The organism is Sphingomonas populi (genome assembly GCF_004208535.1).
In the GTDB taxonomy this organism is placed as follows: domain Bacteria; phylum Pseudomonadota; class Alphaproteobacteria; order Sphingomonadales; family Sphingomonadaceae; genus Sphingomonas; species Sphingomonas populi.
Window position 1 is genome coordinate 54745 of the sequence record NZ_SGIS01000013.1, and the last position, 22010, is coordinate 76754.

20 protein-coding genes are annotated in these 22010 nt (G+C 67.3%); 16 read left to right on the forward strand and 4 right to left on the reverse strand.

The window, feature by feature from the left end; all coding sequences use genetic code 11:
- The first annotated feature begins 119 nt into the window (after positions 1-119).
- The 14 genes from EWE75_RS10335 to EWE75_RS10395 all read left to right on the forward strand — a co-directional run bounded on the left by EWE75_RS10335 (position 120) and on the right by EWE75_RS10395 (position 17470).
- Positions 120-1493 carry a UDP-N-acetylmuramoyl-tripeptide--D-alanyl-D-alanine ligase gene (locus EWE75_RS10335; RefSeq protein ID WP_130157104.1) on the forward strand — a complete coding sequence of 458 codons (1374 nt, stop codon included), beginning with the start codon at positions 120-122 and terminating at the stop codon, positions 1491-1493.
- Positions 1494-2564, forward strand: a complete 1071-nt coding sequence (mraY, locus tag EWE75_RS10340; RefSeq protein WP_130157105.1) for a phospho-N-acetylmuramoyl-pentapeptide-transferase — start codon at positions 1494-1496, stop codon at positions 2562-2564. It abuts the gene before it with no gap.
- On the forward strand, positions 2561-3946 hold the full coding sequence (murD, locus tag EWE75_RS10345) for a UDP-N-acetylmuramoyl-L-alanine--D-glutamate ligase (protein ID WP_130157106.1): 1386 nt from the start codon (positions 2561-2563) through the stop codon (positions 3944-3946). Before mraY ends, murD begins: the two co-directional genes overlap by 4 nt.
- A 29-nt stretch (positions 3947-3975) precedes the next feature.
- On the forward strand, positions 3976-5157 hold the full coding sequence (locus EWE75_RS10350) for an FtsW/RodA/SpoVE family cell cycle protein (protein WP_130157212.1): 1182 nt from the start codon (positions 3976-3978) through the stop codon (positions 5155-5157).
- Entirely contained in the window at positions 5154-6314 is a 1161-nt protein-coding gene (murG, locus tag EWE75_RS10355; RefSeq protein WP_130157108.1) for an undecaprenyldiphospho-muramoylpentapeptide beta-N-acetylglucosaminyltransferase, read from the forward strand. The genes EWE75_RS10350 and murG overlap by 4 nt, the downstream gene beginning before the upstream one ends.
- A complete protein-coding gene (gene murC / locus EWE75_RS10360; protein WP_130157110.1) occupies positions 6311-7717 on the forward strand; it encodes a UDP-N-acetylmuramate--L-alanine ligase in 1407 nt (468 codons plus the stop codon). The genes murG and murC overlap by 4 nt, the downstream gene beginning before the upstream one ends.
- Entirely contained in the window at positions 7714-7884 is a 171-nt protein-coding gene (locus EWE75_RS25000; protein WP_165388342.1) for a hypothetical protein, read from the forward strand. Before murC ends, EWE75_RS25000 begins: the two co-directional genes overlap by 4 nt.
- A 208-nt stretch (positions 7885-8092) precedes the next feature.
- A complete protein-coding gene (gene murB / locus EWE75_RS10365) occupies positions 8093-9100 on the forward strand; it encodes a UDP-N-acetylmuramate dehydrogenase (protein ID WP_130157214.1) in 1008 nt (335 codons plus the stop codon).
- Positions 9097-10044, forward strand: coding sequence for a D-alanine--D-alanine ligase (locus tag EWE75_RS10370; protein ID WP_130157112.1), 948 nt, complete (start codon positions 9097-9099; stop codon positions 10042-10044). Before murB ends, EWE75_RS10370 begins: the two co-directional genes overlap by 4 nt.
- Entirely contained in the window at positions 10041-10997 is a 957-nt protein-coding gene (locus EWE75_RS10375) for a cell division protein FtsQ/DivIB (protein WP_130157114.1), read from the forward strand. Before EWE75_RS10370 ends, EWE75_RS10375 begins: the two co-directional genes overlap by 4 nt.
- 23 nt (positions 10998-11020) lie before the next feature.
- The gene (gene ftsA / locus EWE75_RS10380) at positions 11021-12283 is read left to right on the forward strand and encodes a cell division protein FtsA (protein WP_130157116.1); all 1263 of its coding nucleotides are present in this window, start codon (positions 11021-11023) and stop codon (positions 12281-12283) included.
- A 113-nt stretch (positions 12284-12396) separates the two neighbouring features.
- Positions 12397-13839, forward strand: coding sequence for a cell division protein FtsZ (ftsZ, locus tag EWE75_RS10385; RefSeq protein WP_130157118.1), 1443 nt, complete (start codon positions 12397-12399; stop codon positions 13837-13839).
- A gap of 227 nt (positions 13840-14066) precedes the next feature.
- Complete coding sequence (locus EWE75_RS10390) at positions 14067-16289, forward strand: SPOR domain-containing protein (protein WP_130157120.1); 2223 nt, start codon at positions 14067-14069, stop codon at positions 16287-16289.
- Positions 16286-17470: a deoxyguanosinetriphosphate triphosphohydrolase gene (locus tag EWE75_RS10395; protein ID WP_130157122.1), complete on the forward strand. Its 1185-nt coding sequence runs from the start codon at positions 16286-16288 to the stop codon at positions 17468-17470. Before EWE75_RS10390 ends, EWE75_RS10395 begins: the two co-directional genes overlap by 4 nt.
- Positions 17471-17554: 84 nt before the next feature.
- Here EWE75_RS10395 and EWE75_RS10400 read toward each other — a convergent pair whose 3' ends face one another.
- From EWE75_RS10400 to EWE75_RS10410, 3 genes are all read right to left on the reverse strand, one after another.
- Positions 17555-17689: an entericidin A/B family lipoprotein gene (locus tag EWE75_RS10400; protein WP_069205119.1), complete on the reverse strand. Its 135-nt coding sequence runs from the start codon at positions 17687-17689 to the stop codon at positions 17555-17557.
- 321 nt (positions 17690-18010) lie between these two features.
- Positions 18011-19600 (reverse strand): sensor histidine kinase, encoded by a 1590-nt coding sequence (locus EWE75_RS10405; protein ID WP_130157124.1) that lies wholly within the window; start codon positions 19598-19600, stop codon positions 18011-18013.
- A 4-nt stretch (positions 19601-19604) separates the two neighbouring features.
- Positions 19605-19766: a NepR family anti-sigma factor gene (locus tag EWE75_RS10410; RefSeq protein WP_231708303.1), complete on the reverse strand. Its 162-nt coding sequence runs from the start codon at positions 19764-19766 to the stop codon at positions 19605-19607.
- 239 nt (positions 19767-20005) lie between these two features.
- On the opposite strand from EWE75_RS10410, the gene EWE75_RS10415 reads away from it, so the two are divergent.
- Both EWE75_RS10415 and EWE75_RS10420 read left to right on the forward strand, forming a co-directional pair.
- Entirely contained in the window at positions 20006-20809 is an 804-nt protein-coding gene (locus EWE75_RS10415; RefSeq protein WP_130157128.1) for a response regulator, read from the forward strand.
- 300 nt (positions 20810-21109) lie between these two features.
- The gene (locus tag EWE75_RS10420) at positions 21110-21754 is read left to right on the forward strand and encodes a sigma-70 family RNA polymerase sigma factor (RefSeq protein WP_130157130.1); all 645 of its coding nucleotides are present in this window, start codon (positions 21110-21112) and stop codon (positions 21752-21754) included.
- A gap of 4 nt (positions 21755-21758) precedes the next feature.
- Here the strand turns inward: EWE75_RS10420 and EWE75_RS25005 are convergent, their stop codons facing one another.
- On the reverse strand, positions 21759-21911 hold the full coding sequence (locus EWE75_RS25005; protein ID WP_165388343.1) for a hypothetical protein: 153 nt from the start codon (positions 21909-21911) through the stop codon (positions 21759-21761).
- Positions 21912-22010 lie beyond the last annotated feature (99 nt).

Consider the following 22010-nt stretch of genomic DNA (forward strand, 5'->3'; position numbering starts at 1 on the left):
GCTCAACACGCAACAAAATCCCCCTCCCGCTCGCGGGAGGGGTTAGGGGAGGGCATGTCAAAACGCGCTTCCTCTGAACAGGCCCTCCCCCGACCCCTCCCAGAAGTGGGAGGGGAGAAGTGAGTCTCTGGACCTCAGCCGAAATAGCCGCCGCGACCGGCGGCACGCCTTCCGCCGACTTCACCGTCTCGGGCGTCGCGTTCGATTCGCGCGAGGTCGGCCCCGGCGACCTGTTCATCGCGTTGAAGGGCGAGGCAACCGACGGCCATCGCTTTCTCGACCAGTGCTTCGCGCAAGGCGCCGCCGGCGCGATCGTCAGCACGGACACCCAGCACCCCCACGTCCGCGTCGCCGATACGACCACCGCGCTCGAAGCGCTCGCCCGCGCATCGCGTGCCCGCACGCACGCGAAGATCATCGGCGTCACCGGCTCGGTCGGCAAGACCGGCACCAAGGAGGCGCTGTTCGCCGCGCTCGATCGCGGCGCGCGCGGGCAGGCGCACCGCTCGGTCAAAAGCTACAACAACCATACCGGCGTGCCGTTAAGCCTCGCGCGGATGCCGGCGGAAAGCCGCTTCGGCGTGTTCGAAATGGGCATGAACCACGCGGGCGAACTCGCCGCGCTCACCCGCATCGTCCGCCCGCATATCGCTTTGGTGACGGCGATCGCCCCCGCGCACACCGCCTTCTTCTCGGGCGAGGCCGCGATTGCCGATGCCAAGGGCGAGATCTTCCAGGGCCTCGAACCCGGCGGCACCGCGATCATCCCCTTCGACAGCCCGCACCGCGACCGGCTGATCGCCGCCGCCGCGCCTTACGCCGCCCACATCGTCACCTTCGGCTCGGGCGCGGGCGCCGATGTCCGCGCGATCGAGGCCATGCCCGTCGCATCGGGCGGCACCTTCGTCACCGCGCGGCTCGGCGACAGCGAACTCAATTACACGATCAGCCAGCCCGGCGCGCATTGGGTATCGAACACGCTCGCGGTGCTGGCGGCGGTGCGCGCGGCGGGCGGCGACCTCGCGCTCGCCGGCCTCGCGCTTGCCGAGATGGAGGGGCTGGCCGGGCGCGGTGCGCGCTTTACCGTTCCCGTCGGTGCGGGCGAAGCGCTGGTGATCGACGAAAGCTACAACGCCAATCCCTCGTCGATGCGCGCCACGCTGGCGGTGCTGGGGCAGCAGGACGCTACGCGCAAAGTCGTCGTGCTCGGCGAGATGCGCGAGCTTGGCGCGGATAGCGACGCCTATCACGCCGCGCTCGCCGGGCCGATCCGCGGCGCAGGCGTCGAGACGGGCATATTGGTCGGTGAATCCATGCGCGCGCTTTCGAACGCGCTTGAGGGGCAGGGCGATTTCGTCCATGTGCCCGACGCCGCAGCCGCGCGCGAGCGCCTCCGGGCGCTGCTTGCGCCGGGCGACGCGGTTCTCATCAAGGGTTCGAACGGCGTGGGGTTGTCGGCGGTGGTCGCGGCCTTGCGGAGCGGGATTGGGTAAATGTTCTATTTCATCGCCGAGCTGTTCCACTTCCACGGCGGTTGGAATCTGTTCCGCTACCTCAGCTTCCGCACCGGCGCGGCGGTGGCGACGGCGCTGTTCCTCGGGCTGCTGATCGGCCCGCGCTTCATCGGCTGGCTGCGCGTGCGGCAGGGGAAGGGCCAGCCGATCCGGCTCGATGGCCCGCAATCGCATTTCGCCAAGCGCGGCACGCCGACGATGGGCGGGCTGATGATCCTCACCAGCCTCGTCGTCTCGGTGCTGCTGTGGATGGACCTGTCGAATCCGTTCGTCTGGGCCTGCACGTTCGTGACGCTTGGCTTCGGCGCGATCGGTTTCCTCGACGATTACGACAAGGTGCGCAAGGCGAGCACGGCGGGCGTGTCGGGCCGGGTGCGGCTGTTCGGCGAATTCGCCATCGCCATCGCGGCGAGCGCGATGATCGTCCATCAGAACGGCACGCATCTGTACCTGCCGTTCATTACCGGCATTTCGATCGATCTCGGCTATTTCTACATCCTGTTCGCCGCGTTCACGATCGTCGCGTTCGGCAATGCGGTGAACCTGACCGACGGGCTCGACGGCCTCGCCACCATGCCGGTCATCATCGCGGCGGTGGCGTTCATGCTGATCGCGTATCTCGCGGGTAACGCCAAATTCGCGACCTATCTAGGCATCCCGCATGTGTTCGGCGCGGGCGAACTGGCGATCTTCTGCGGCGGTATCGTCGGGGCCGGACTGGCGTTCCTGTGGTTCAACGCGCCGCCGGCGGCGGTGTTCATGGGCGACACCGGCAGCCTCGCGCTCGGTGGCGCACTCGGCGCGATCGCGGTGACGGCGCATCACGAGATCGTGCTTGGCATCATCGGCGGGCTGTTCGTGGTCGAGGCGCTGTCGGTCATCATCCAGGTGTTCTGGTACAAGCGCACCGGCAAGCGCGTGTTCCGCATGGCGCCGATCCACCATCATTTCGAGCAGCTCGGCTGGGCGGAGTCGACGGTTGTGGTGCGCTTCTGGATCGTCGCGCTGGTGCTGGCGCTGGCCGGCCTTTCGACGCTCAAGCTCAGGTGATCGCAAGCCCCGCCTGGCGCGGCAAACGCTTCGCGGTGCTGGGGCTGGCAAGGTCCGGCGCGGCGACCGTGCGCGCTCTGCTGGCGGGTGGGGCTGAGGTGGTCGCGTGGGATAGCGATGCGGCGAAGCGGGACGCTCTTTCTCCCTCTCCCCTCCGGGGAGAGGGTCGGGGAGAGGGGCTGTCCGAAGCGGTGTCGCCCGTGACTGCCCCTCTCCCAACCCTCTCCCCGGAGGGGAGAGGCCTTTTGTCGTTTGCCGATCCTGAATCGATCGACCTCACCGGGTTCGACGGCCTGATCGTGTCGCCGGGCGTGCCGCTTAACCGTCACCCCGTCGCCGCGAAGGCACGCGCGGCTGGCGTGCCGATCCTCGGCGACATCGAGCTGTTCGCGCAGGCGCGCGCGACGCTGCCGGCCCACAAGGTCGTCGGCATCACCGGCACCAACGGCAAATCGACCACCACCGCGCTGATCCACCACATCCTACAGACGGCGGGCGTGCCGAGCCTGATGGGCGGCAACATCGGCCTGCCCATTCTGGCGCAGGAACCGCTGCCAGAAGGTGGCGTGTACGTGCTCGAACTGTCGAGCTACCAGATCGATCTGACCTACACCCTCGATTGCGATGTCGCGGTGCTGCTCAACATCACCCCTGACCATCTCGACCGTTACGATGGGTTCGCGGGCTATGCCGCCTCGAAATTTCGCCTCTTTCATATGCAATCCCACGACCACGTTGGTGTGATGCGCCGCGATGATCCGATCGCATCCGTACCTTCAATGGAGTGGAAGAACGGACCGGGAAGCTGGCATTTGCCCGCAATAGGATGGGGCACAAATCTGCAAGGCAAATGGCCTTCCCTGCAAGGCCCGCATAATGCCGAAAACGCCGCTGCCGCCTATGCTGCGTGTTTCGAGCTTGGCCTGAAGACTGACTTCATTCTTGCTGCGATGGAGACCTTCACCGGCCTCCCGCACCGCATGGAGCGGGTCGCCACCCACGCCGGCGTCACCTTCGTCAACGACAGCAAGGCCACCAACCCCGAAAGCACCGCGCCAGCGCTCGCTGCGTTCGATCGCATCCATTGGATCGTCGGCGGCAAGGCCAAGGGCGCCGATCTCGACGCCTGCCGCCCGCACTTCGGCCATGTCGCGCGCGCCTATACGATCGGCGAGGCCGGACCCGTGTTCGCCGCACTCCTGCGCGACACGATGCCGGTCGAAGAGGCCGGCACGCTCGCCGCCGCCGTCGCCAGCGCCGCCGCGCAGGCACAGCCCGGCGATACCGTGCTGCTCTCCCCCGCCTGCGCGTCATTCGACCAGTTCCGCGACTTCGAACAGCGCGGCGATGTCTTTCGCGCCGCCGTCGAGGCGCTCAGGTGAGCGAGAAGAAGACCTCCTTGTGGAAGCGGATGCAGGGCAGCGGCGGTCGATCGGACCGGTCGTGGCTGGGCATGTGGTTCTGGGACATCGACCGGGTGCTGCTGCTGCTCGTGCTGCTGCTGATCGGCGTCGGGGTGATCGCGGTCGGTTCGGCCTCGCCCTCGGCGGCGTCGCGCTATTCGGACGAGAAACACCATATCGCACCGCTCTATTATCTGTGGTGGCAGCTTGCATGGGTGAGCGTGTCGATCCCGGTGATGCTGTTGATCTCGATGCTGCCGGTCGCGGTGGCGCGGCGGCTGGCGCTGTTCGGTGCGGTCGCGTTCCTGATCGCGCTGGCGGCGGTGCCGTTCGTCGGCGTGTCGAAGAACGGCGCGACGCGCTGGCTTAACCTCGGCGTGTCGCTGCTCCAGCCCTCAGAGTTCCTCAAGCCGTTCTTCATCGTTACGGTGGCGTGGGTGCTGTCGATGCGCGCGCAGGATGATGCGCTGCCGGTGGTGTTCATCACCGGCGCGTTCACCGCTTTGGTCGGCGTGCTGCTGATGCTCCAGCCCGATTTCGGCCAGACGATCGTGTTCATCTCGGTATGGTTCGCGCTGCTGATGATCTCGGGCACATCGACCAAGGTGATCCTCGGGCTGATCGCGCTCGCGCCGGCAGGCCTCGTTTCGGCCTATTTCTTCTATTCCACCGCGCAGAAGCGCATCAACGCTTTCCTGTTTCCCGATGCCGAAGGGGAGGGCGCGCAGGACCATTTCCAGACCAACGCCGCGCACGCGACGATCACCCACGGCGGCTGGCGCGGAACTGGCCCGGCCGGCGGAACGATGAAGTTCCGGCTGCCCGAGGGGCATACCGACTATATCTTCTCGGTGATCGGCGAGGAATTCGGGCTGATCGCGTGCATGATCATCGCTTTGCTGTTCTTCGCGATCGTGGTGCGCGTGTTCGTCAAACTGCTCGACGAACTCGACGAATTCCGCCTGTTCGCCGCCGCTGGCCTTGCCACGCAGTTCGGCGTGCAGGCGTTGATCTCGATGGCGGTCAACACCGGCCTCGCGCCGTCGAAGGGCATGACCTTGCCGTTCATCAGCTACGGCGGATCGTCGCTCGTCGCACTGTCGGCGGGAATGGGCTTGCTGCTGGCGTTCACCCGGCGCAATCCGTTCGTGTTGCGATCCCCCTATATCGCCAAATGGAGCGGCGTATGAGCAAACCCCGTCACTTCGTCCTCGCCGCCGGCGGGACGGGCGGCCACATGGTCCCGGCAGCGGCGCTCGCCGCCGAGTTGATCCGGCGCGGCCATTATGTCGCCTTGGTCAGCGACGAGCGCGGCGTGCGCTTCCCCGATCTGTTCGAGGGCATCCAGACGCATATCCTGCCGGCTGGCCGGCTCAGCGGTGGTCCGCTCGGCTATTACCGCGCCGCGCGTGAGATGTGGCGCGGTCGCGCGATGGCGATCGAGCTGTACAAGACCTTCCGCCCGGCGGCGGTGATCGGCTTCGGCGGCTATCCGGCGCTGCCCGCGCTGCTGGCAGCGTTCAACCAGAAGATCCCGACCGCGATCCACGAGCAGAACGCCGTGCTCGGCCGCGTCAACCGGCTGGTGGCGGGCAAGGTCGATGCGATCGCCACCTCCTACGCCAAGGTCGAGCGGCTCAAGCCGAGTCTCAACGACAAGACCCATCTCGTCGGCAATCCGGTGCGCGATTCGGTGATCGCGATCCGCGCCAAACCCTATCCGTTGCTGGAGGAGGACGGCATCTTCCGCGTGCTGGTGACCGGCGGCAGCCAGGGCGCGAGCGTGCTGAGCAAGGTCGTGCCCGAGGGGCTGGCGATGCTCCCGGTCGCGTTCCGCCGTCGCTTGCAGGTGACGCATCAGGCGCGCGTTGAGGATATCGAGGCGTGCCGCGCCAAATATAAGGAACTCGACATCGCTGCCGATCTCGCGACGTATCTGCCCGATTTGCCCGAGCATCTGGCGTGGTCGCATCTGGTGATCGCGCGGGCGGGCGCCTCGACTTTGTCGGAACTGACCTGCGCGGGCCGCCCCGCCATCCTCGTGCCGCTGCCGAGCGCGACCGACGACCACCAGACCGTCAACGCGCGCGAGATGACTCTGGCCGGCGGCGCACGCACGATCGACCAGCGCGCGTTCACGCCAGTCGAACTCGCCAAGCAGATGCAGCGGCTCGGGCTCGATCCGGCAGCGCTCCAGAACGCTGCGGTGCGCGCGCGCGGTTGCGGCCGTCCCGATGCCGCGCGCGACCTCGCCGATCTGGTCGAGAGCCTCGGCGAGACCAAGGGCGACCTGCCGATCGGTGTGCCGCTCCCCGCCGCGTTCCGCGACAAGGCGGCGTTCGCATGAGGGGCGTCGCGACCGACATCGGCACGATCCATTTCGTCGGCATCGGCGGCATCGGCATGTCCGGCATCGCCGAGGTGATGAAGAACCTCGGCTACAACGTGCAGGGTTCCGACGTGGCCGAGAGCTATGTCGTCGAGGGCTTGCGCGCCAAGGGCATCCCCGTTGCGATCGGCCACAAGGCCGAGAATCTCGGCGATGCGGCGGTGATCGTCACCTCGACCGCGATCAAGCGCGGCAACCCGGAAGTCGAGGCGGCGCTCGCCAACCGCGTGCCGGTGGTGCGCCGGGCCGAAATGCTCGCCGAACTGATGCGACTGAAATCGACCGTCGCGGTCGCCGGCACGCACGGCAAGACCACCACCACCTCGATGGTCGCGGCGTTGCTCGATGCCGGTGGGGTCGATCCGACCGTCATCAACGGGGGCATCATCAACAGCTACGGCTCGAACGCGCGTTTGGGCGCGAGCGACTGGATGGTGGTCGAAGCCGACGAGAGCGACGGCAGCTTCCTGCGCCTCGACGGCACGATCGCGGTGGTCACCAACATCGATCCCGAGCATCTCGATCATTATGGCTCGTTCGACCGGGTCAAGGACGCGTTCGTCGAGTTCGTCGAGAACGTGCCGTTCTACGGCGCGGCCTTGCTGTGCCTCGATCACCCCGAGGTGCAGGGCATCCTGCCGCGCGTGCGCGACCGGCGCATCGTCACCTACGGCTTCTCGACCCAGGCCGATGTGCGCGGCGTCAACGTCGTGCCGATCCCCGGCGGCAACCGCTTCGAGACGATCGTGCGCCAGCGCGACGGCACGACCCGCTCGATCGAGGGGATCGAACTGCCGATGCCGGGGCGCCACAACGTCCAGAACGCGCTCGCCGCGATCGGCGTGGCGCTCGAACTGGGCATCGACGACGCGACGATCCAGCAGGGTTTCGCCAAGTTCCACGGCGTCAAGCGGCGCTTCACCAAGGTCGGCGAGACCGGCGGTGTGACCGTGATCGACGATTACGGCCACCACCCGGTCGAAATCCGCGCGGTGCTGGCGGCGGCGCGCGAGGGTGTCGAGAATCGCGTCATCGCGGTGGTGCAGCCGCATCGCTATTCGCGGCTCGGCGCGCTGATGGAGGAGTTCCAGGGCGCGTTCAACGACGCTGACATGGTCTATGTGACGCCGGTCTATGCGGCTGGCGAAGCGCCGGTCGAGGGTGTCGATGCCGAGGCGTTGGTGGAGGGCCTGAAGCGTCGTGGCCACCGCTCCGCCGCGACGATCGCCGATGCCGACGCGCTCGCCGCGACGCTCGCCGGCGTGGTGCAGCCGGGCGATATGGTGGTGTGCCTCGGTGCGGGCGACATCACCAAATGGGCGGCGGGTCTCGCCCCGGCGATCGAGGCGGCCCGCGCATGAGTGACGCCTTCGCCGACGCGATCAAGCTTCAGCAGCAGATGCTCGACGCGCAGAAGGCGTCGATCGCGGACACGCGCGCGACGCTGGAACAGGCCAGTCGCGACATCGCCGAGGCGAACCTTGAGGCGATGAAGGCGTGGGCGCGGGTGTGGAACGTGTGGCTGTGATGTCGCGCGCGGTCTTGTTCTCCCGCGAAAGCGGGAGCCCAGAGCCAAGCAGCGCAGCGTTCGCGGCTCTGGACCCCCGCGTGCGCGGGGGAACGGGTGTGTGTGCGGCCATCCCCGCGATGCCCCATCACCCGTTCGTGCCGAGCGAAGTCGAGGCACAAAGCGCGCCGCGAGGGGCATGTCCCTCGACTTCGCTCGGGACGAACGGATGGGGGATGGTCTCGTCGTGACTGTCGCTCCCGTCCTCCCCGAAACGCGCGGCCGTCTCACCCCCGGCGCGCCGCTCGCGCCGCTCGTCTGGTTCAAGACCGGCGGGCCGGCCGATTGGCTGTTCGAACCGCAGGACGCCGCCGATCTCGCTGCCTTCCTCGCCAACCTCGACCCGTCGGTGCCGGTGATGGCGCTCGGCCTCGGCTCGAACCTGATCGTGCGCGACGGCGGCTGGCCCGGCGTGGTGGTGCGGCTCGGCAAGGCGTTCGCGACTGTCGAGCAGGTCGATGCGACGGCCTTGCGGTGCGGCGGCGGCGCGTCGGGCATCCTCGTTTCCTCCAAGGCGCGCGACGCCGGCATCGGGGGTATCGAATTCCTGCGTTCGATCCCCGGCACGGTCGGCGGGTTCGTGCGGATGAACGGCGGCGCTTATGGCCGTGAGGTCAAGGACATCCTCGTCGACTGCGACGTCGTGCTGCGCTCGGGCGAGCGCGTCACGCTGGCGCTCGGCGATCTCGGCTACACCTATCGCCACAGTGCGCTGCCCGAAGGCGCGATCGTGGTGAGCGCAACCTTCCGTGGCTACCCTGAGCAAACCGCCGTGATCCAGGGCGAGATGCTCCGCATCGCCGCCGCGCGCGAGGCCTCGCAGCCGCTGCGCTCGAAGACCGGCGGCTCGACCTTCAAGAACCCCCATGGCCACAAGGCCTGGGCGCTGATCGATGCTGCCGGCTGTCGCGGTCTCACCCGTGGCGACGCGCAGGTCAGCGAGAAACATTGCAACTTCCTGCTCAACCTTGGTGAAGCGACGAGCAGCGATATCGAAGCCTTGGGAGACGACGTGATCGAACGGGTGAAAGCGCATTCGGGCGTGACGCTGGAATGGGAGATACAGCGGGTGGGTATCAAATCTCCCTCTCCCCTCCGGGGAGAGGGGCAGTCCAGCAGCGCTGCGCCCGCGACTGCCCCTCTTCCAACCCTCTCCCCGGAGGGGAGAGGGCTATGAGCAAGTCTCTTCACATCGCCGTGCTTATGGGCGGCTGGTCGGCCGAGCGTGAGGTTTCCCTCATGTCCGGCACCGGCGTCGCCGACGCGCTTGAATCGCGCGGCCACCGCGTCACGCGCATCGACATGGACCGCGACGTGGCGGCGAAGCTCGCCGCCGCAAAGCCCGATGTCGTCTTCAACGCGCTCCACGGCACCCCGGGCGAAGACGGCAGCGTGCAGGGCCTGCTCGATCTGATGGGCCTCACCTACACGCATAGCGGCCTCGCCACCTCGGTGATCGCGATCGACAAGCAACTCACCAAATTGCTGCTCGTCCCCGCCGGCATCCCGATGCCCGGCGGCCGGATCGTCAAGTCCGAGACGCTCTACGACGCCGATCCGCTGCCGCGCCCCTATGTGCTCAAGCCGGTCAACGAGGGCTCGTCGGTCGGCGTGGCGATCGTCACGGCGGAGGGCAATTACGGCAACCCGATCGGCCGCGACGTCGCCGGCCCGTGGACCGAATTCGACGAGTTGCTCGCCGAGCCGTACATCCGTGGTCGCGAACTGACCACGGCGGTGCTGGGCGGGCAGGCGCTCGGCGTCACCGAGTTGAAGCCCAAGAACGGCTGGTATGATTTCGACGCGAAATACACCGAGGGCCTGACCGAACACATCTGCCCCGCGCAGATCCCCGACGACGTCGCCGATGCCTGCAAACGCATCGCCCTCGACGCGCATCGCCTGCTCGGCTGCAAGGGCGCGTCGCGCTCCGATTTCCGGTGGGATGACGAGCGTGGCATCGACGGGCTGTTCCTGCTCGAAGTCAACACCCAGCCCGGCATGACGCCGCTCAGCCTCGTCCCCGAACAGGCGCGCCACCTCGGCATGAGCTATGCCGATCTCGTTCAGGCGATCGTCGACGAAGCGCTGGAAGGCGTGGGGGCAGGCGCCGCGCCATGACCAGCAAGACGATCAAGCGCGGCACCCCGCGCCGCCCGGTCCAGCAGAAGCGTCGCAAGGCGCAGAAGGTCTCGGTCATCGACCGGATGATCGCGGCGCTGCCGGTCAGCGAGGCAACGCTCACCCGCATCGCGACGTGGACGATCGTCGGCATCGTGTGCGGCGGCGTGCTGGCGATGGGCGTGTGGATGGGCATCCCCGGTGCGGTCGGCACGGCGGTGGGCGAGGGGATCGGCGAGGCGGGGTTCCGCGTCAACAATGTCCAGATCACCGGCCTTGCGCGCATGGACCAGAACACGATCTACAAGATCGCGCTCGAACAGCCCTCGCTGGCAATGCCGTTGGTCGATCTCGAAAAGACCCGCGAGCGCCTCGTCGCGCATAGCGGCTGGATCGAGGACGCGCATGTCTCGCGCCGGTTGCCCGATACATTGCTAGTCCAGATCGTCGAGCGCACCCCCGCCGCGATCTGGCAGAACAACGGCCAGCTCGCGCTGATCGCCGCGAACGGCACGTTTCTCGAGCCGGTCCAGCCCGATCAGATGCCCGATCTGCCGTTGGTGGTCGGCAATCACGCCAATGAGCAGCAGCAATCCTACGATCACCTGCTCGCCGCCGCGCCCGCGCTGCGCCCGCAGGTCAAGGCGGCGACCTGGGTCGGCAACCGGCGCTGGAACCTGACCTTCGACAGCGGCGAGACGCTGGAACTGCCCGAGGGCGACGATGCTGCCGCGCGCGCGCTGGTCAAGTTCGCGCAGATGGATGGTGTACAGCCGCTGCTCGGCAAGGGCTGGGTCGGCTTCGACATGCGCGATCCGGCGCGGCTGGTCGCGCGCAAGCCTGGCGACACCGCCGGCGGCGCGCTGCCGACGCCCGCCATCGCACAGCCGGCCAAGCCGAAAACGAATGCTACCGAAGCGAAGACGACCGCACTACCGTTGGCGCAAGGCTAGTTGGGCAAGCAGGGGTACAGCGTATGGCGAAGATCGCACCGGAAGGACTGATTACCGCCCTCGATATCGGCTCGTCGAAGGTCTCGGCGATGATCGCGCAGAAAGGCGATGGCGGCGAGCTGATCGTGCTTGGCACCGGCCAGCGCGAGAGCCGTGGCGTCAAGCGCGGCTATATCGCCGACGCTGCCGCGACCGAGGCGGCGGTGCGCGAGGCGGTCGAGCAGGCCGAGCGGATCGCCGGCACCAATATCGAGAACGTCTGGGTCAGCTTCTCGGCGGGCGGGCTCGTCTCCGATGTCGCCTCGGTCGAGTTCGAGCTGGGCGGCCACCGGGTCGAGCAGGCCGATATCGATGCGTTGTTGCAAGCGGGCCGCGATTCGATCGATCCTGCCGGGCGGATCGTGCTCCATGCACAGCCAGCGCTCTACACGCTCGACGGGCTGACCGGCGTCAAGCGTCCGCTCGGGCTTCATGCCGACCGGCTTGGCGTGCATATCCATGTCGTCGCGGCGGATGGTTCGCCGGTGCGCAACCTCGGGTTGTGCGTCGCCAACGCGCATCTCGAAGTGAAGTCGATCATCGCCTCGCCGGTCGCGACGGGCCTCGCCTGCCTGTCTGAAGAAGAGCGCGAGCTTGGCGTCGCGTTGGTCGAGCTGGGCGCTGGTATCACCAACGTCTCTTTGTTCGCGGGCGGGATGCTGGTCGGGCTGACCTCGATCCCGATCGGTGCCGCCGACATCACCGACGATATCGCCTCCGCGTTCGGCACGCGCCGCACCCACGCCGAGCGGATGAAGTGTGTCCACGGCTCGGCCAACGCATCGCCGCGCGACAATCACGAGATGATCGACGTCGCGCCGATCTCGGCCGAGGACGGGCAGGGCGACGGCGCGCGCATCACCCGCGCGCAGCTTATCGGCGTGATCCGCCAGCGGCTCGACCATCTCATCGGCGAAGTCCGCAAGGCGCTGGTCGAGTTGAAGTTCGAAGGTCCGGTCGGGCGGCAGGTCGTGCTGACCGGCGGTGGGGCGGAACTGAACGGAATCGCCGATTATGCGCAGGCGGCGCTTGGCCGCTCGGTTAGAGTCGGTCGCCCGCGTGGCCTGTCGGCGTTGCCCGAGGCGCATTCCGGGCCGGCGTTCGCGACGCTCGCGGGCCTCGCTTTCTATGCCGCGTCCGATCCGATCGACCTGCGCGCGTTGCCGCGCGGGCACCAGACGGTGCATCGGCCCAAGGGGTTCGCGATCTTCCGCCGGATGATGGCGGCGGCGCGGGCGAATTATTAAAGAATTGCGACGCCGCGCAGCATTCGGGGCTGGAACCGCAGCATTCGATGGTGCAGGATAGTTAAGCGTATAGCGTGCCGAGTGTTGTGGGGAGGCGCGCAGGAGACCGTAAAATGAGTATCGAATTTCTTGCGCCCGAAGTGGATGAACTGACGCCGCGGATCGCCGTGATCGGCGTCGGCGGGGCGGGTGGCAATGCCATCGCCAACATGATGCGTGCCGATGTGCAGGGCGTCGACTTCTTCGTCGCCAACACGGATTCGCAGGCGCTGAAACAGTCGAACGCGGAAACCAAGATTCAGCTCGGCGCGAAGATCACGCAGGGTCTCGGCGCGGGTTCGCGGCCTGAGATCGGCCGTGCCGCCGCCGAGGAGACGATCGACCAGGTCGCCAAGATGCTCCAGGGCGCGCACATGTGCTTCATCGCCGCGGGCATGGGTGGCGGCACCGGCACCGGCGCTGCCCCCGTCATCGCCAAGGCGGCGCGCGACATGGGCATCCTAACGGTCGGCGTCGTCACCAAGCCGTTCTCGTTCGAGGGCAGCCGCCGCGCCAAGGCCGCCGATGCGGGCATCGAGGAACTCCAGAAGTACGTCGATACGCTGATCGTCATCCCCAACCAGAATCTGTTCCTCGTCGCCAACGCGAACACCACGTTCAAGCAGGCGTTCGAGATGGCCGACGAAGTGCTCCAGCAGGGCGTGCGCGGCATCACCGATCTGATGGTCATGCCCGGCCTCATCAACCTCGACTTCGCCGACGTGCGTTCGGTGATGCAGGAGATGGGCAAGGCGATGATGGGCACCGGCGAGGCCGAGGGCGACAACCGCGCCATCGAAGCCGCGTCGAAGGCAATCGCCAATCCTTTGCTCGACGGCGTCAGCATGAAGGGCGCCAAGGGCGTGATCGTCTCGATCACCGGCGGCGACGACATGCGCCTGCTCGAAGTCGACGAGGCCGCGAACCATATCCGCGAACTGGTCGACGAAGACGCCAACATCATCTGGGGTTCGGCGTTCAACCCCGATCTCGAAGGCAAGATCCGCGTGTCGGTCGTCGCGACCGGCATCGAGGCCGAGGCGCAGACCGCGCCGCCCGTGCCGTCGTCGCGTTCGTTCAGCTTCGGCTCGACCCGCGCGTCCGAGCAGGCTGCCGCCGCACCCGAGCCCGCGCCCGCGCCCGCAGAGCCGGCACCGCGCGCCGAAGCACCGGCGCCCGAACCCGAGCCGGCTGAAGCCGACGAACTGATCCTCGGCAGCGACACGCAAGTCCCGCCGACGCCTGCACCCGCGCCGGCCCCCGCCGCGCCGAAGGTGTTCGGCGACGACGCGGTCGAGCCTGCGGACGCTCCGGGCCGCCGCCGCTGGCTGTCATCGGGCAACGCGCCCGAGGTCGCCGCGACCGAACCGACCCCGCCGGCGCCACGCGTGAAGCTCGGCGGCACCCTGTTTGAGCGCATGTCGAGCGTGTCGCGCGGCGCCGCGCGCGAAGAGGACGGCGCCGACAAGGACGCCGTCGAAATCCCGCGCTTCCTGCACCGCCAGAACAACCAGTGATCTGACGCGCGGCGCGCCCCAAGGGGCGTGCCGCGTCGTTCGCGCATACCGGATCGTCGCAATACAGCTCCTGTTCAGCCGCATTTGCGTTTAGGTGCGGCTCCTTTCCGATTGCGCTTTGCTAGCTGTTCGTGTCGAGCGAAGTCGAGACACCGGGCATAGCGCTTGGGGCATGTCCCTCGACGTCGCTCGGGACGAACGGAGCAGATGGTGCAATTCGCGTGAAAATGAGTTCAGGCATCGCCGGTAAGCGACCCTTCCGTTCCCTCGCGCTGGCGGTCGCGCTTGCGTCAACCTCGCCGCTCGCCGCGCAATTCATCCAGCCGCTGCCCGCGCCGGGCGACGCCGATGCGCTCGCCGATCAGGTGCGCGCGCTTGCGGCGAACCCGCAGGATCTCAATGCGCTGATCCGCGCCGGCGAACTTACGCTCAAGCTCGACGATGCCACCGCCGCCGCCAGCTTCTTCGCGCGCGCCGAACGGATCGATCCGCGTAACGCCCGCATCAAAGCCGGGCTGGGCGTGCTGCTGGTGCAGGCTGAGCGGCCCGGCGAAGCCCTGCGCCGCTTCTCCGAAGCCGAAGGCTATGGCGGTCGCGTAAGCACTTTCGCCGCCGATCGCGGCCTCGCGTTCGATCTGATCGGCGAGCAGGAGCGGGCGCAGCGCGATTACCGTCTCGCGCTCAAGAACGGCCCGAACGACGAGACGACCCGCCGCTACGCGCTGTCGCTCGGCATCTCGGGCAAGCGTGACGAGGCGCTCGCCCTGCTCGATCCGCTGCTGCGCAAGAGCGATCGTGGCGCGTGGCGCGCGCGTGCCTTCATCCTCGCGATGAGCGGCGAGAAGGCCGATGCCGAGAAGATCGCGACGACGATGATGCCCGCCGGCCTGTCGCAAGGGCTGCAACCGTTCTTCGATCGGCTCGCCGCGCTGTCGCCGGTCGATCGCGCCTTCGCGGTGCATTTCGGGGAAATCCGACCGTCGCCGGTGCGGATCGCCGACGCGCGCCTCGTCCCCGCGCTGCCGCCGCTCGGCCCGGACCCCGATGCGGTCGAACTCGCCGCCGCCGCCAAGGCGCGCGAGAAGCCGGCGCGCGTCGAAGAGGCCAAACAGCTCAAGCCGGTCAAGCGCAAGCGCGGCCGCCGCGAGCCGGTCCAACTCGCGGTGCAGGCCGCTGCGCCACCCGTGGCGCTGGCGCTGCCCGCGCCGCCCGCCTATGTCGATCCGGGCACGGCGGTGCGCGGCACCGCGCCTGCGCAAAATGGCTATTACGTCCAGCCGCTGCCGACGCCGCGCCCGTACACGCCCACCCCGTATACGCCGAGCCCGTACCGGCCGAACACCTACACGCAGAATACGTACGCGCGGAATGGCTATACGCCGGGCAACACCGCAGTCGCACAGGCCAACCGCGCGTCCGCCGCTGCGACCGCGACCGCGAACCCGACCGCAACGGCCACCGAAACCCGCGCGGTCACAGCCCTGCCGATGCGCGCGCCCCAAACGCAATCCTATCAACCGGTTCAACCGACGGGTGGCCGTGTGATGCCGCTCGCACCGCTCCAACCCCAGCCGCTCCCGAGCGTGACAGTGCCGTCGCGCACCCCCGCGCCGACATATGCGCCAGCGACGCCGCCCGCCGAGGCAACGACGCGCGTCGAAACCGCGCCGACGCGCTACGAGCCGGCCCCGGTCGCGAGCGCGCCGGTCATGACCACGCCCGCTCCCGCCGCTGTCCAGCCAACGCCCACGACGCCGATCCCGCCAGCGCCGATCCCCGCAGCCCCGGCCAACGCCGTCAGGGCGCAAGGCGAGGATGCGATCCTGTCCGGCATCATCGCCAAGGTCGGGGTGCCCGGCGCCGAACTCGGTGTCGCGCCAGTCGTGACGCCCGCGCCCGCGCCGATCGTCGCCACCGAACCCGTCAGGGTCGCGCCGGTCGAGGTGGCCAGGGTCGAGCCGGTGCGCAAGAAGCCCGAAACGCCGCTGATCGACGAAAAGGCCGAAGCGAAGAAGAAAGCCGACGCCAAGGCCGCTGCGGCGAAGCTCGCCGCCGAGACCAAGAAGGCGGCGGACGCGAAGAAGCTCGCCGACGCCAAGAAAGCCGCCGACGCGAAAAAGGCGGCGGAGGCCAAAAAGCTCGCCGAGGCGAAGAAGAAAGACCCCAAGTTCCTCGAACCGTCGCGGGTCTGGGTGCAGGTGTCGGGCGGCGCCAACGAGCGGGATTTGCCCAAACAGTGGAACAAGCTGCGCGCCGACCAGCCGGCGGTGTTCAAGGGCCGGCAGGGCTGGTCGACTCCGCTGCGCGCGACCAACCGCATCCTGACCGGGCCGTTCGCGTCGGAGGCAGAGGCGCAGGCGTACGTCAACAAGCTCGCCAAGGAGGGCCTGTCGGGCTTTCTCTTCACCAGCGAAGCGGGCCAGAAGATCAGCAAGCTGCCCGCCAAATGACCACGCGCGCCGGGGCGCAACCGCTCGCTTTCCTCGCGTCCGATCCGGCCGCCAGCCGTGGCCGGCTCCATGCCGAGCCGGGCGGCGATTTGCGCGGCCCGCGTGACGCGTTCCAGCGCGACCGCGACCGCATCATCCACTCGATCAGCTTCCGTCGGCTACGCCACAAGACCCAGGTGTTCATGGCGCCCGACGGCGATCATTTTCGCGTGCGGCTGACCCACAGCCTCGAAGTGGCGCAGATCGCCCGGACGATCGCGCGGGTGCTCGGTCTCAACGAGGATCTTACCGAGGCGCTCGCGCTCGCGCACGATATCGGCCATCCGCCGTTCGGCCATGCCGGCGAAAAGGCGTTGAGTGCCGCGCTCGCCGAGGCGGGCGGGTTCGACCATAACGGCAACACGTTGCGCGCGCTGATGTGGATCGACAGCCCCTATCCGCGCTGGCGGGGCCTCAATCTGTCGTGGGAAACGCTGGAAGGGCTGGCCAAGCATAACGGGCCGATCACCAGAGCGGGCTGGGCGCTCAGCGAAGCCGATGCGATGTTTCCGCTCGATCTGACGCACTGGTCGTCGCTGGAGGCGCAGGTCGCCGCGATCGCCGACGATATCGCTTATGACAATCACGATATCGATGACGGTCTGCGGGCCGGGTTGCTCACGCTCGATCAATTGCTCGAGGTGCCGCTGGTCGCGCGCAACTGGGCGGGGGCCTGCGCGCGGTTCGAAGATGTCGCGCCGGCGCGGCTGACCGGCGAGCTGATCCGCAGCCAGATCGGCGTGATGGTCAACGATCTGATCGCCGAGACTCAGCGGCTCGTCGCCGAACATCGCATCGAGAGCGCCGACGATGTCCGCGCGGCCGGGCGCTCCCTCGCGGCGTTCTCGCCTCGGCTGCGCGAGGAGGAACGCGACCTCAAACGCTTCATGTACGCCAATCTCTATTATCACCCGCGCCAGCTCGAAGCGGCGGACGCGGCCGAGACGATCGTCGCCGCGCTGTTCGCCGCCTATCGCGACGCGCCGGACCTGATGCCGGCGGAATGGGCGACCCGGCTACCGGCGGAAGAGCCGTGGCGCAGCCGCCACATCGCCGATTTCATCGCGGGGATGACCGATCGTTACGCTGTTTCGCGGTATCGCGAATGCGTCGGGCAGATCGATTTGCCCGAGGGCTTCTGAGCCCGCTTATACGTAGGGTATGCCGATCCCGGACCGGTTCCGCCGATGCTCGATCGCGGAACCGTCCGGGCGTACTGGCGAATCTTATTTCGTATCGTGCGCGGTCTTGGCGACGGCGTCGCCCGCCGAGCTGACATCCTTGCCTGCGCCTTCGACCGTGTTGCACGCGCTGACGAGCAATGCACCGGCGACCAGCGCCAATCCGACGAGCTTACGCATCTGTGTATCTCCTGAACTGTGGAAGAAAACGCCTTCCGTTCGGATAATGATCGGCGGCACCGTCCGTTCCGTGGGAAGAACGATTTGGCCAGCGCGCTATCGATGTCGGAAAAGCCATGGCCCAAAACGACTGTGGGTCTGAAAGCGCAACCCGGGGGGGGGAGGGTGGCGCTTCCAGACCCGTGTCTTGGATAGCGAAAGCGGGGGGGCATAAAGTCGCTATCCGAAGTGTAGAACGTCGCTTGTCCAATCGGGTTCCGGTCACAGCGATAAAAAAAGTGATTCTTTAAAGCCGCTTTCCGCGCGCTCTTCGCAAACCGCTCAGTCGTGGCCGGTGATCGCGATCACGATCTCATAGGCGCCGACGAACGGGTCATAGTGGAGTTTCGACCGCAATTGCCGCGACAGCCCTTCCATCACCCTGCCGTAGCGCTCGGCGACCAGAATCTGCAGGTCGTCGCTATCGATCAGTCCGGGCGACACCACCCGCAGGATCGCACGGTCGGGCGTCTCGCCGTCGCGCACCGAGATTCGGATCGGCGCCGCCGCGTTCGACGTCATCGACAGTTCGACGATCTCGGTGACGAGGAAGGACACCGCGATCGCGATATCCTGCGTCGCCAGCACCGGCGCGATCTCGATCGCGATGCTGAGCTTGGCCGATCCCTCGGGCGCGGTCGCGCGGATGTTCGAGGCGAGCTCGCCGATCACCGAGCGCAGCGACAGGCCGCGATTGACTTCCAGCTCGGCGAAATGGTGGCGATGCACCACCGCCAGCGCATCGACGCGGCGCTGGATCGAGGCATAAGCGGCGGTCGCTTCGGCACTGCGCGCGCCGCGAGCATGGAAGTTGATGAGGCTGGAGATGACCTGAAGGTTGTTCTTGACGCGGTGATGCACTTCGCGCGTCAGCTTGGTCTGCCGCACCAGCCCTTCGGCAAGCCCCGCCTCGTGCTCGGCGACGGTGCGGCTGATCGCGCGGAACGTGTCGCCGAGTTCGCGAATCTCCTGCGCGGGCAGCAGCCTGACCGCGTCGGGGTTGATCTCCTCGCCCGGCGTGAACGAGGCGACGCTGGCGCGCAGGCTGCGTAGCGGACGGATCAGCAGCCGATCGACCACCAGCCACGCGATGCCGGCGGCGGCGGCCCACATCACGATCGGCAGCAGCATCGCGATCAGCACCGGCGAGGTGATCGGCGCACTGCGCGCGCGCGTCTGCAAGGTGAGGCCGCCGATGCCGAGATCAATCCGCAGCGTGCCGCGCCGTTCAAGCGCTTCGCGCGGCGGCAGGTCGAACAGCGTCAACGCTTTGTTGCCGCCGAGGATCTGGGCCTCGTAATCGGGCGCGAAGGCGCTCGGCTTGGCGGTACGCGCGAGGAATGCGGCGGGGAAGAAGGCTTGGGCGTGCGTGCGGCCGCTGGTGCCCTTGATCGCGAGCGTCACGCCGCGGCCGGGAATCACGCGGGCGGCGATCGGCTCGGCGGCGGACGGCGTTACGGCGATGTCGGCGGGGAGCGCCGCCCCGCAGATCGGGCGGCCGTTCGCGTCCGAGATCGCGAAGCGCGACCCGCTCGCGGCTTGCGGTGCGAACACCCCTTGCGCGCGCGCGCAACTCGGCGCGTCGGCGGCGTCGGTATCGAGCGCGCCGAGCGCGACGCGGAGTGCGGTCATATCGCCGATCAGTTCGATGCCGATCTTGCGCGCGCTTTCCGCCGATGCGATTCGCAACGCCGCACGCGTGCTGTCGTCGGCGATCTGCGTGGTGCGCAGCGATGCGAAGACGGCAATGATCGCGAGCGGCAGCAACGCCGCGCTGAGGATCAAAAAGACTTTGGCGCCCGTCGGCAGACGCGCTGCGAGGCTGCGCTGCTCCGTCGGACTGGCCGCGGACGCGCCGGCTTCCAGGGTCATGACGTCAGTCGAGCTTGCCTAGAAGATCGAGCATCTCGGGCGGTATCGCCTCTTCGACCGTCTTTTCATAAACGGTGCGAAGGGCCGCGCCCATGTCGCGATCCTTGCTTTGTACCTTCGCACGCGCGGCCGGCGGCTTTTTTGAAGACTCGTCGCCCGAACGCAATGTCGTCCCCTTTGGCATTCCGGCAGCGCCGGGATTTCGAAAAACATGGCCAACCGGTTTTCCGGTTGGAAGCGGTGGTTGTTACACGTCGTGTCGCGGCAATGAAACCAAAGAGCGCTTTGATTGTTCCACATGCGGCGCGAAAAAGCCGGAGCGACGTTTCCGGCCGTTTCGCGTTGCATTGCCGACCCCGCGCTTCCAGAAGGGACGGCGTTATCTCACGGAGGACAACGACAGTCATGTCGCTAGGACAACAGCTCGCACCCCATCTTCCTTTCCTCCGGCGTTATGGGCGCGCACTGACCGGCAGCCAGACGCAGGGTGACCGCTATGTCCGCGCCACGCTCGAGGCGATCGTCGCCGCGCCGGCCGAGTTTCCGCGCGATGTCGATCCGCGGCTCGGGCTGTACCGCATGTTCCAGGCGATCTGGAGCTCGGCGAATTACGACGAGATCGCCGATGAGGCGAGTGTCGATCCGCAAGCTGATGCCGAGGCGATCGCCCGTGCCCGCCTGGCGCGGATGACGCCCTTGTCGCGTCAGGCGCTGCTGCTCACCGCGATGGAAGGCTTCACCCCCGAGGATGCGGCCTATCTGATCGACGTCGATGCCAACGAAGTCGAATCCCTCGTTGCCGAAGCGCTCACCGAAATTGAGAAGCAGACGCGCAGCCGCGTCCTCATCATCGAGGACGAGCCGATCATCGCGATGGATATCGAGACGATCGTGCGCGATCTCGGCCATGACGTGACTGGCGTCGCCGTGACGCGCGACGAAGCCGTCGCGCTGGCGATGGAGGATCGTCCCGGCCTCGTGCTCGCCGACATCCAGCTCGCCGACGACAGTTCGGGCATCGATGCCGTAAAGGACATCCTCGCCGAATTCGCCGTTCCGGTGATCTTCATCACCGCCTTCCCCGAGCGTCTGCTGACCGGCGAGCGGCCCGAGCCGACCTTCCTCATCACCAAGCCGTTCCAGCGGTCCACGGTGAAGGCGGCGATCAGCCAGGCCTTGTTCTTCGATTCCGCGACCGTTCCGGCCTGATTTTTTTATGCGGGTTCCAACCGGTACGGAGCCAAAACGGTTCTCGTCGGTTGAAACCCGTATGGCCCAGGACGAAGACCCCACCGAGATCAGTGGCACCGAGGCACGCGGCGGGGCGACCCCCCATGTCACGCGCTATGTTCTTGGTATCTCCCTGATACTCATCATCGTATTGTTCGCTGCCGTTCTGCTATGGGGCGGCCGTTAAAGGCTCGCTCCCACGGATCGGGTCTTGGACAGTGGATGGACTTTGCACACCCCCATCACCATGTTGTGTACCGGGAATGGAAACGGATGTTGATGACAGACGCTCGCGATACCGATGACGAGGAAGCCCCCGCCGCGGTGGAGCACGTCGCGCTTTCCGACAAGGACTTCAAGGCGCAGCTTGCCCAGGTGATCCCGCATCTGCGCGCGTTCGGCCGCTCGCTTTCGGGCAGTCGCGACCTCGCCGACGATCTCGTGCAGGAAACCTTGATGAAGGCATGGGCCGCGCGCCTGCGCTTTCAGGCCGGCACCAACATGCGCGCCTGGACCTTCATCATCCTGCGCAACCTCTACCTTTCGCAGATGCGCCGTGCGCGCTTCAAGGGTGAGTGGGACGATCTCGTCGCCGACCGGATTCTCGCCGCGCCGGCGAGTCAGGATCGGCATGTCGAACTGGGGGACATGCAGCGCGCGTTGCTGCATCTGCCGCAGCCGCAGCGTGAAGCGTTGATTCTGGTCGGTGCGGGCGGGTTCGCTTATGAGGAAGCCGCAGAGATTTGCGGCGTCGCGGTCGGCACGATCAAGAGCCGCGTTGCGCGCGGCCGGGTCGCGCTGGAGGCGCTGATGAGCGACAATACCTTGCCGTCACGTCGCACCCACAGCAACGAACCGGGCATGACCGCGCTCGACACGATCATGGGCGAAGTCGACGAGCTCAGCCGCGACCGCGACGCCTGACCCTTCAGGCGCGGCGCGGCGCCTGATCGGCTTGGTCGATTTTCCGCAGCAGCATGATCATGTCGCCATCGTCGGCGGGCGCTTCGAACGCGCACTGGAGCGCCCCGCTGATCGCGTCGCTGCGGCGCGGCACCGGGATCGCATAGCGCGCGGGCATCGCAGCCTCCGTAGTTGGGTTTGACTTGATCGACATAAAGATAGAACAAATCACCATCGGATTTGTTGCTTTCGGTTACGAAACAACTGCATGACCTGA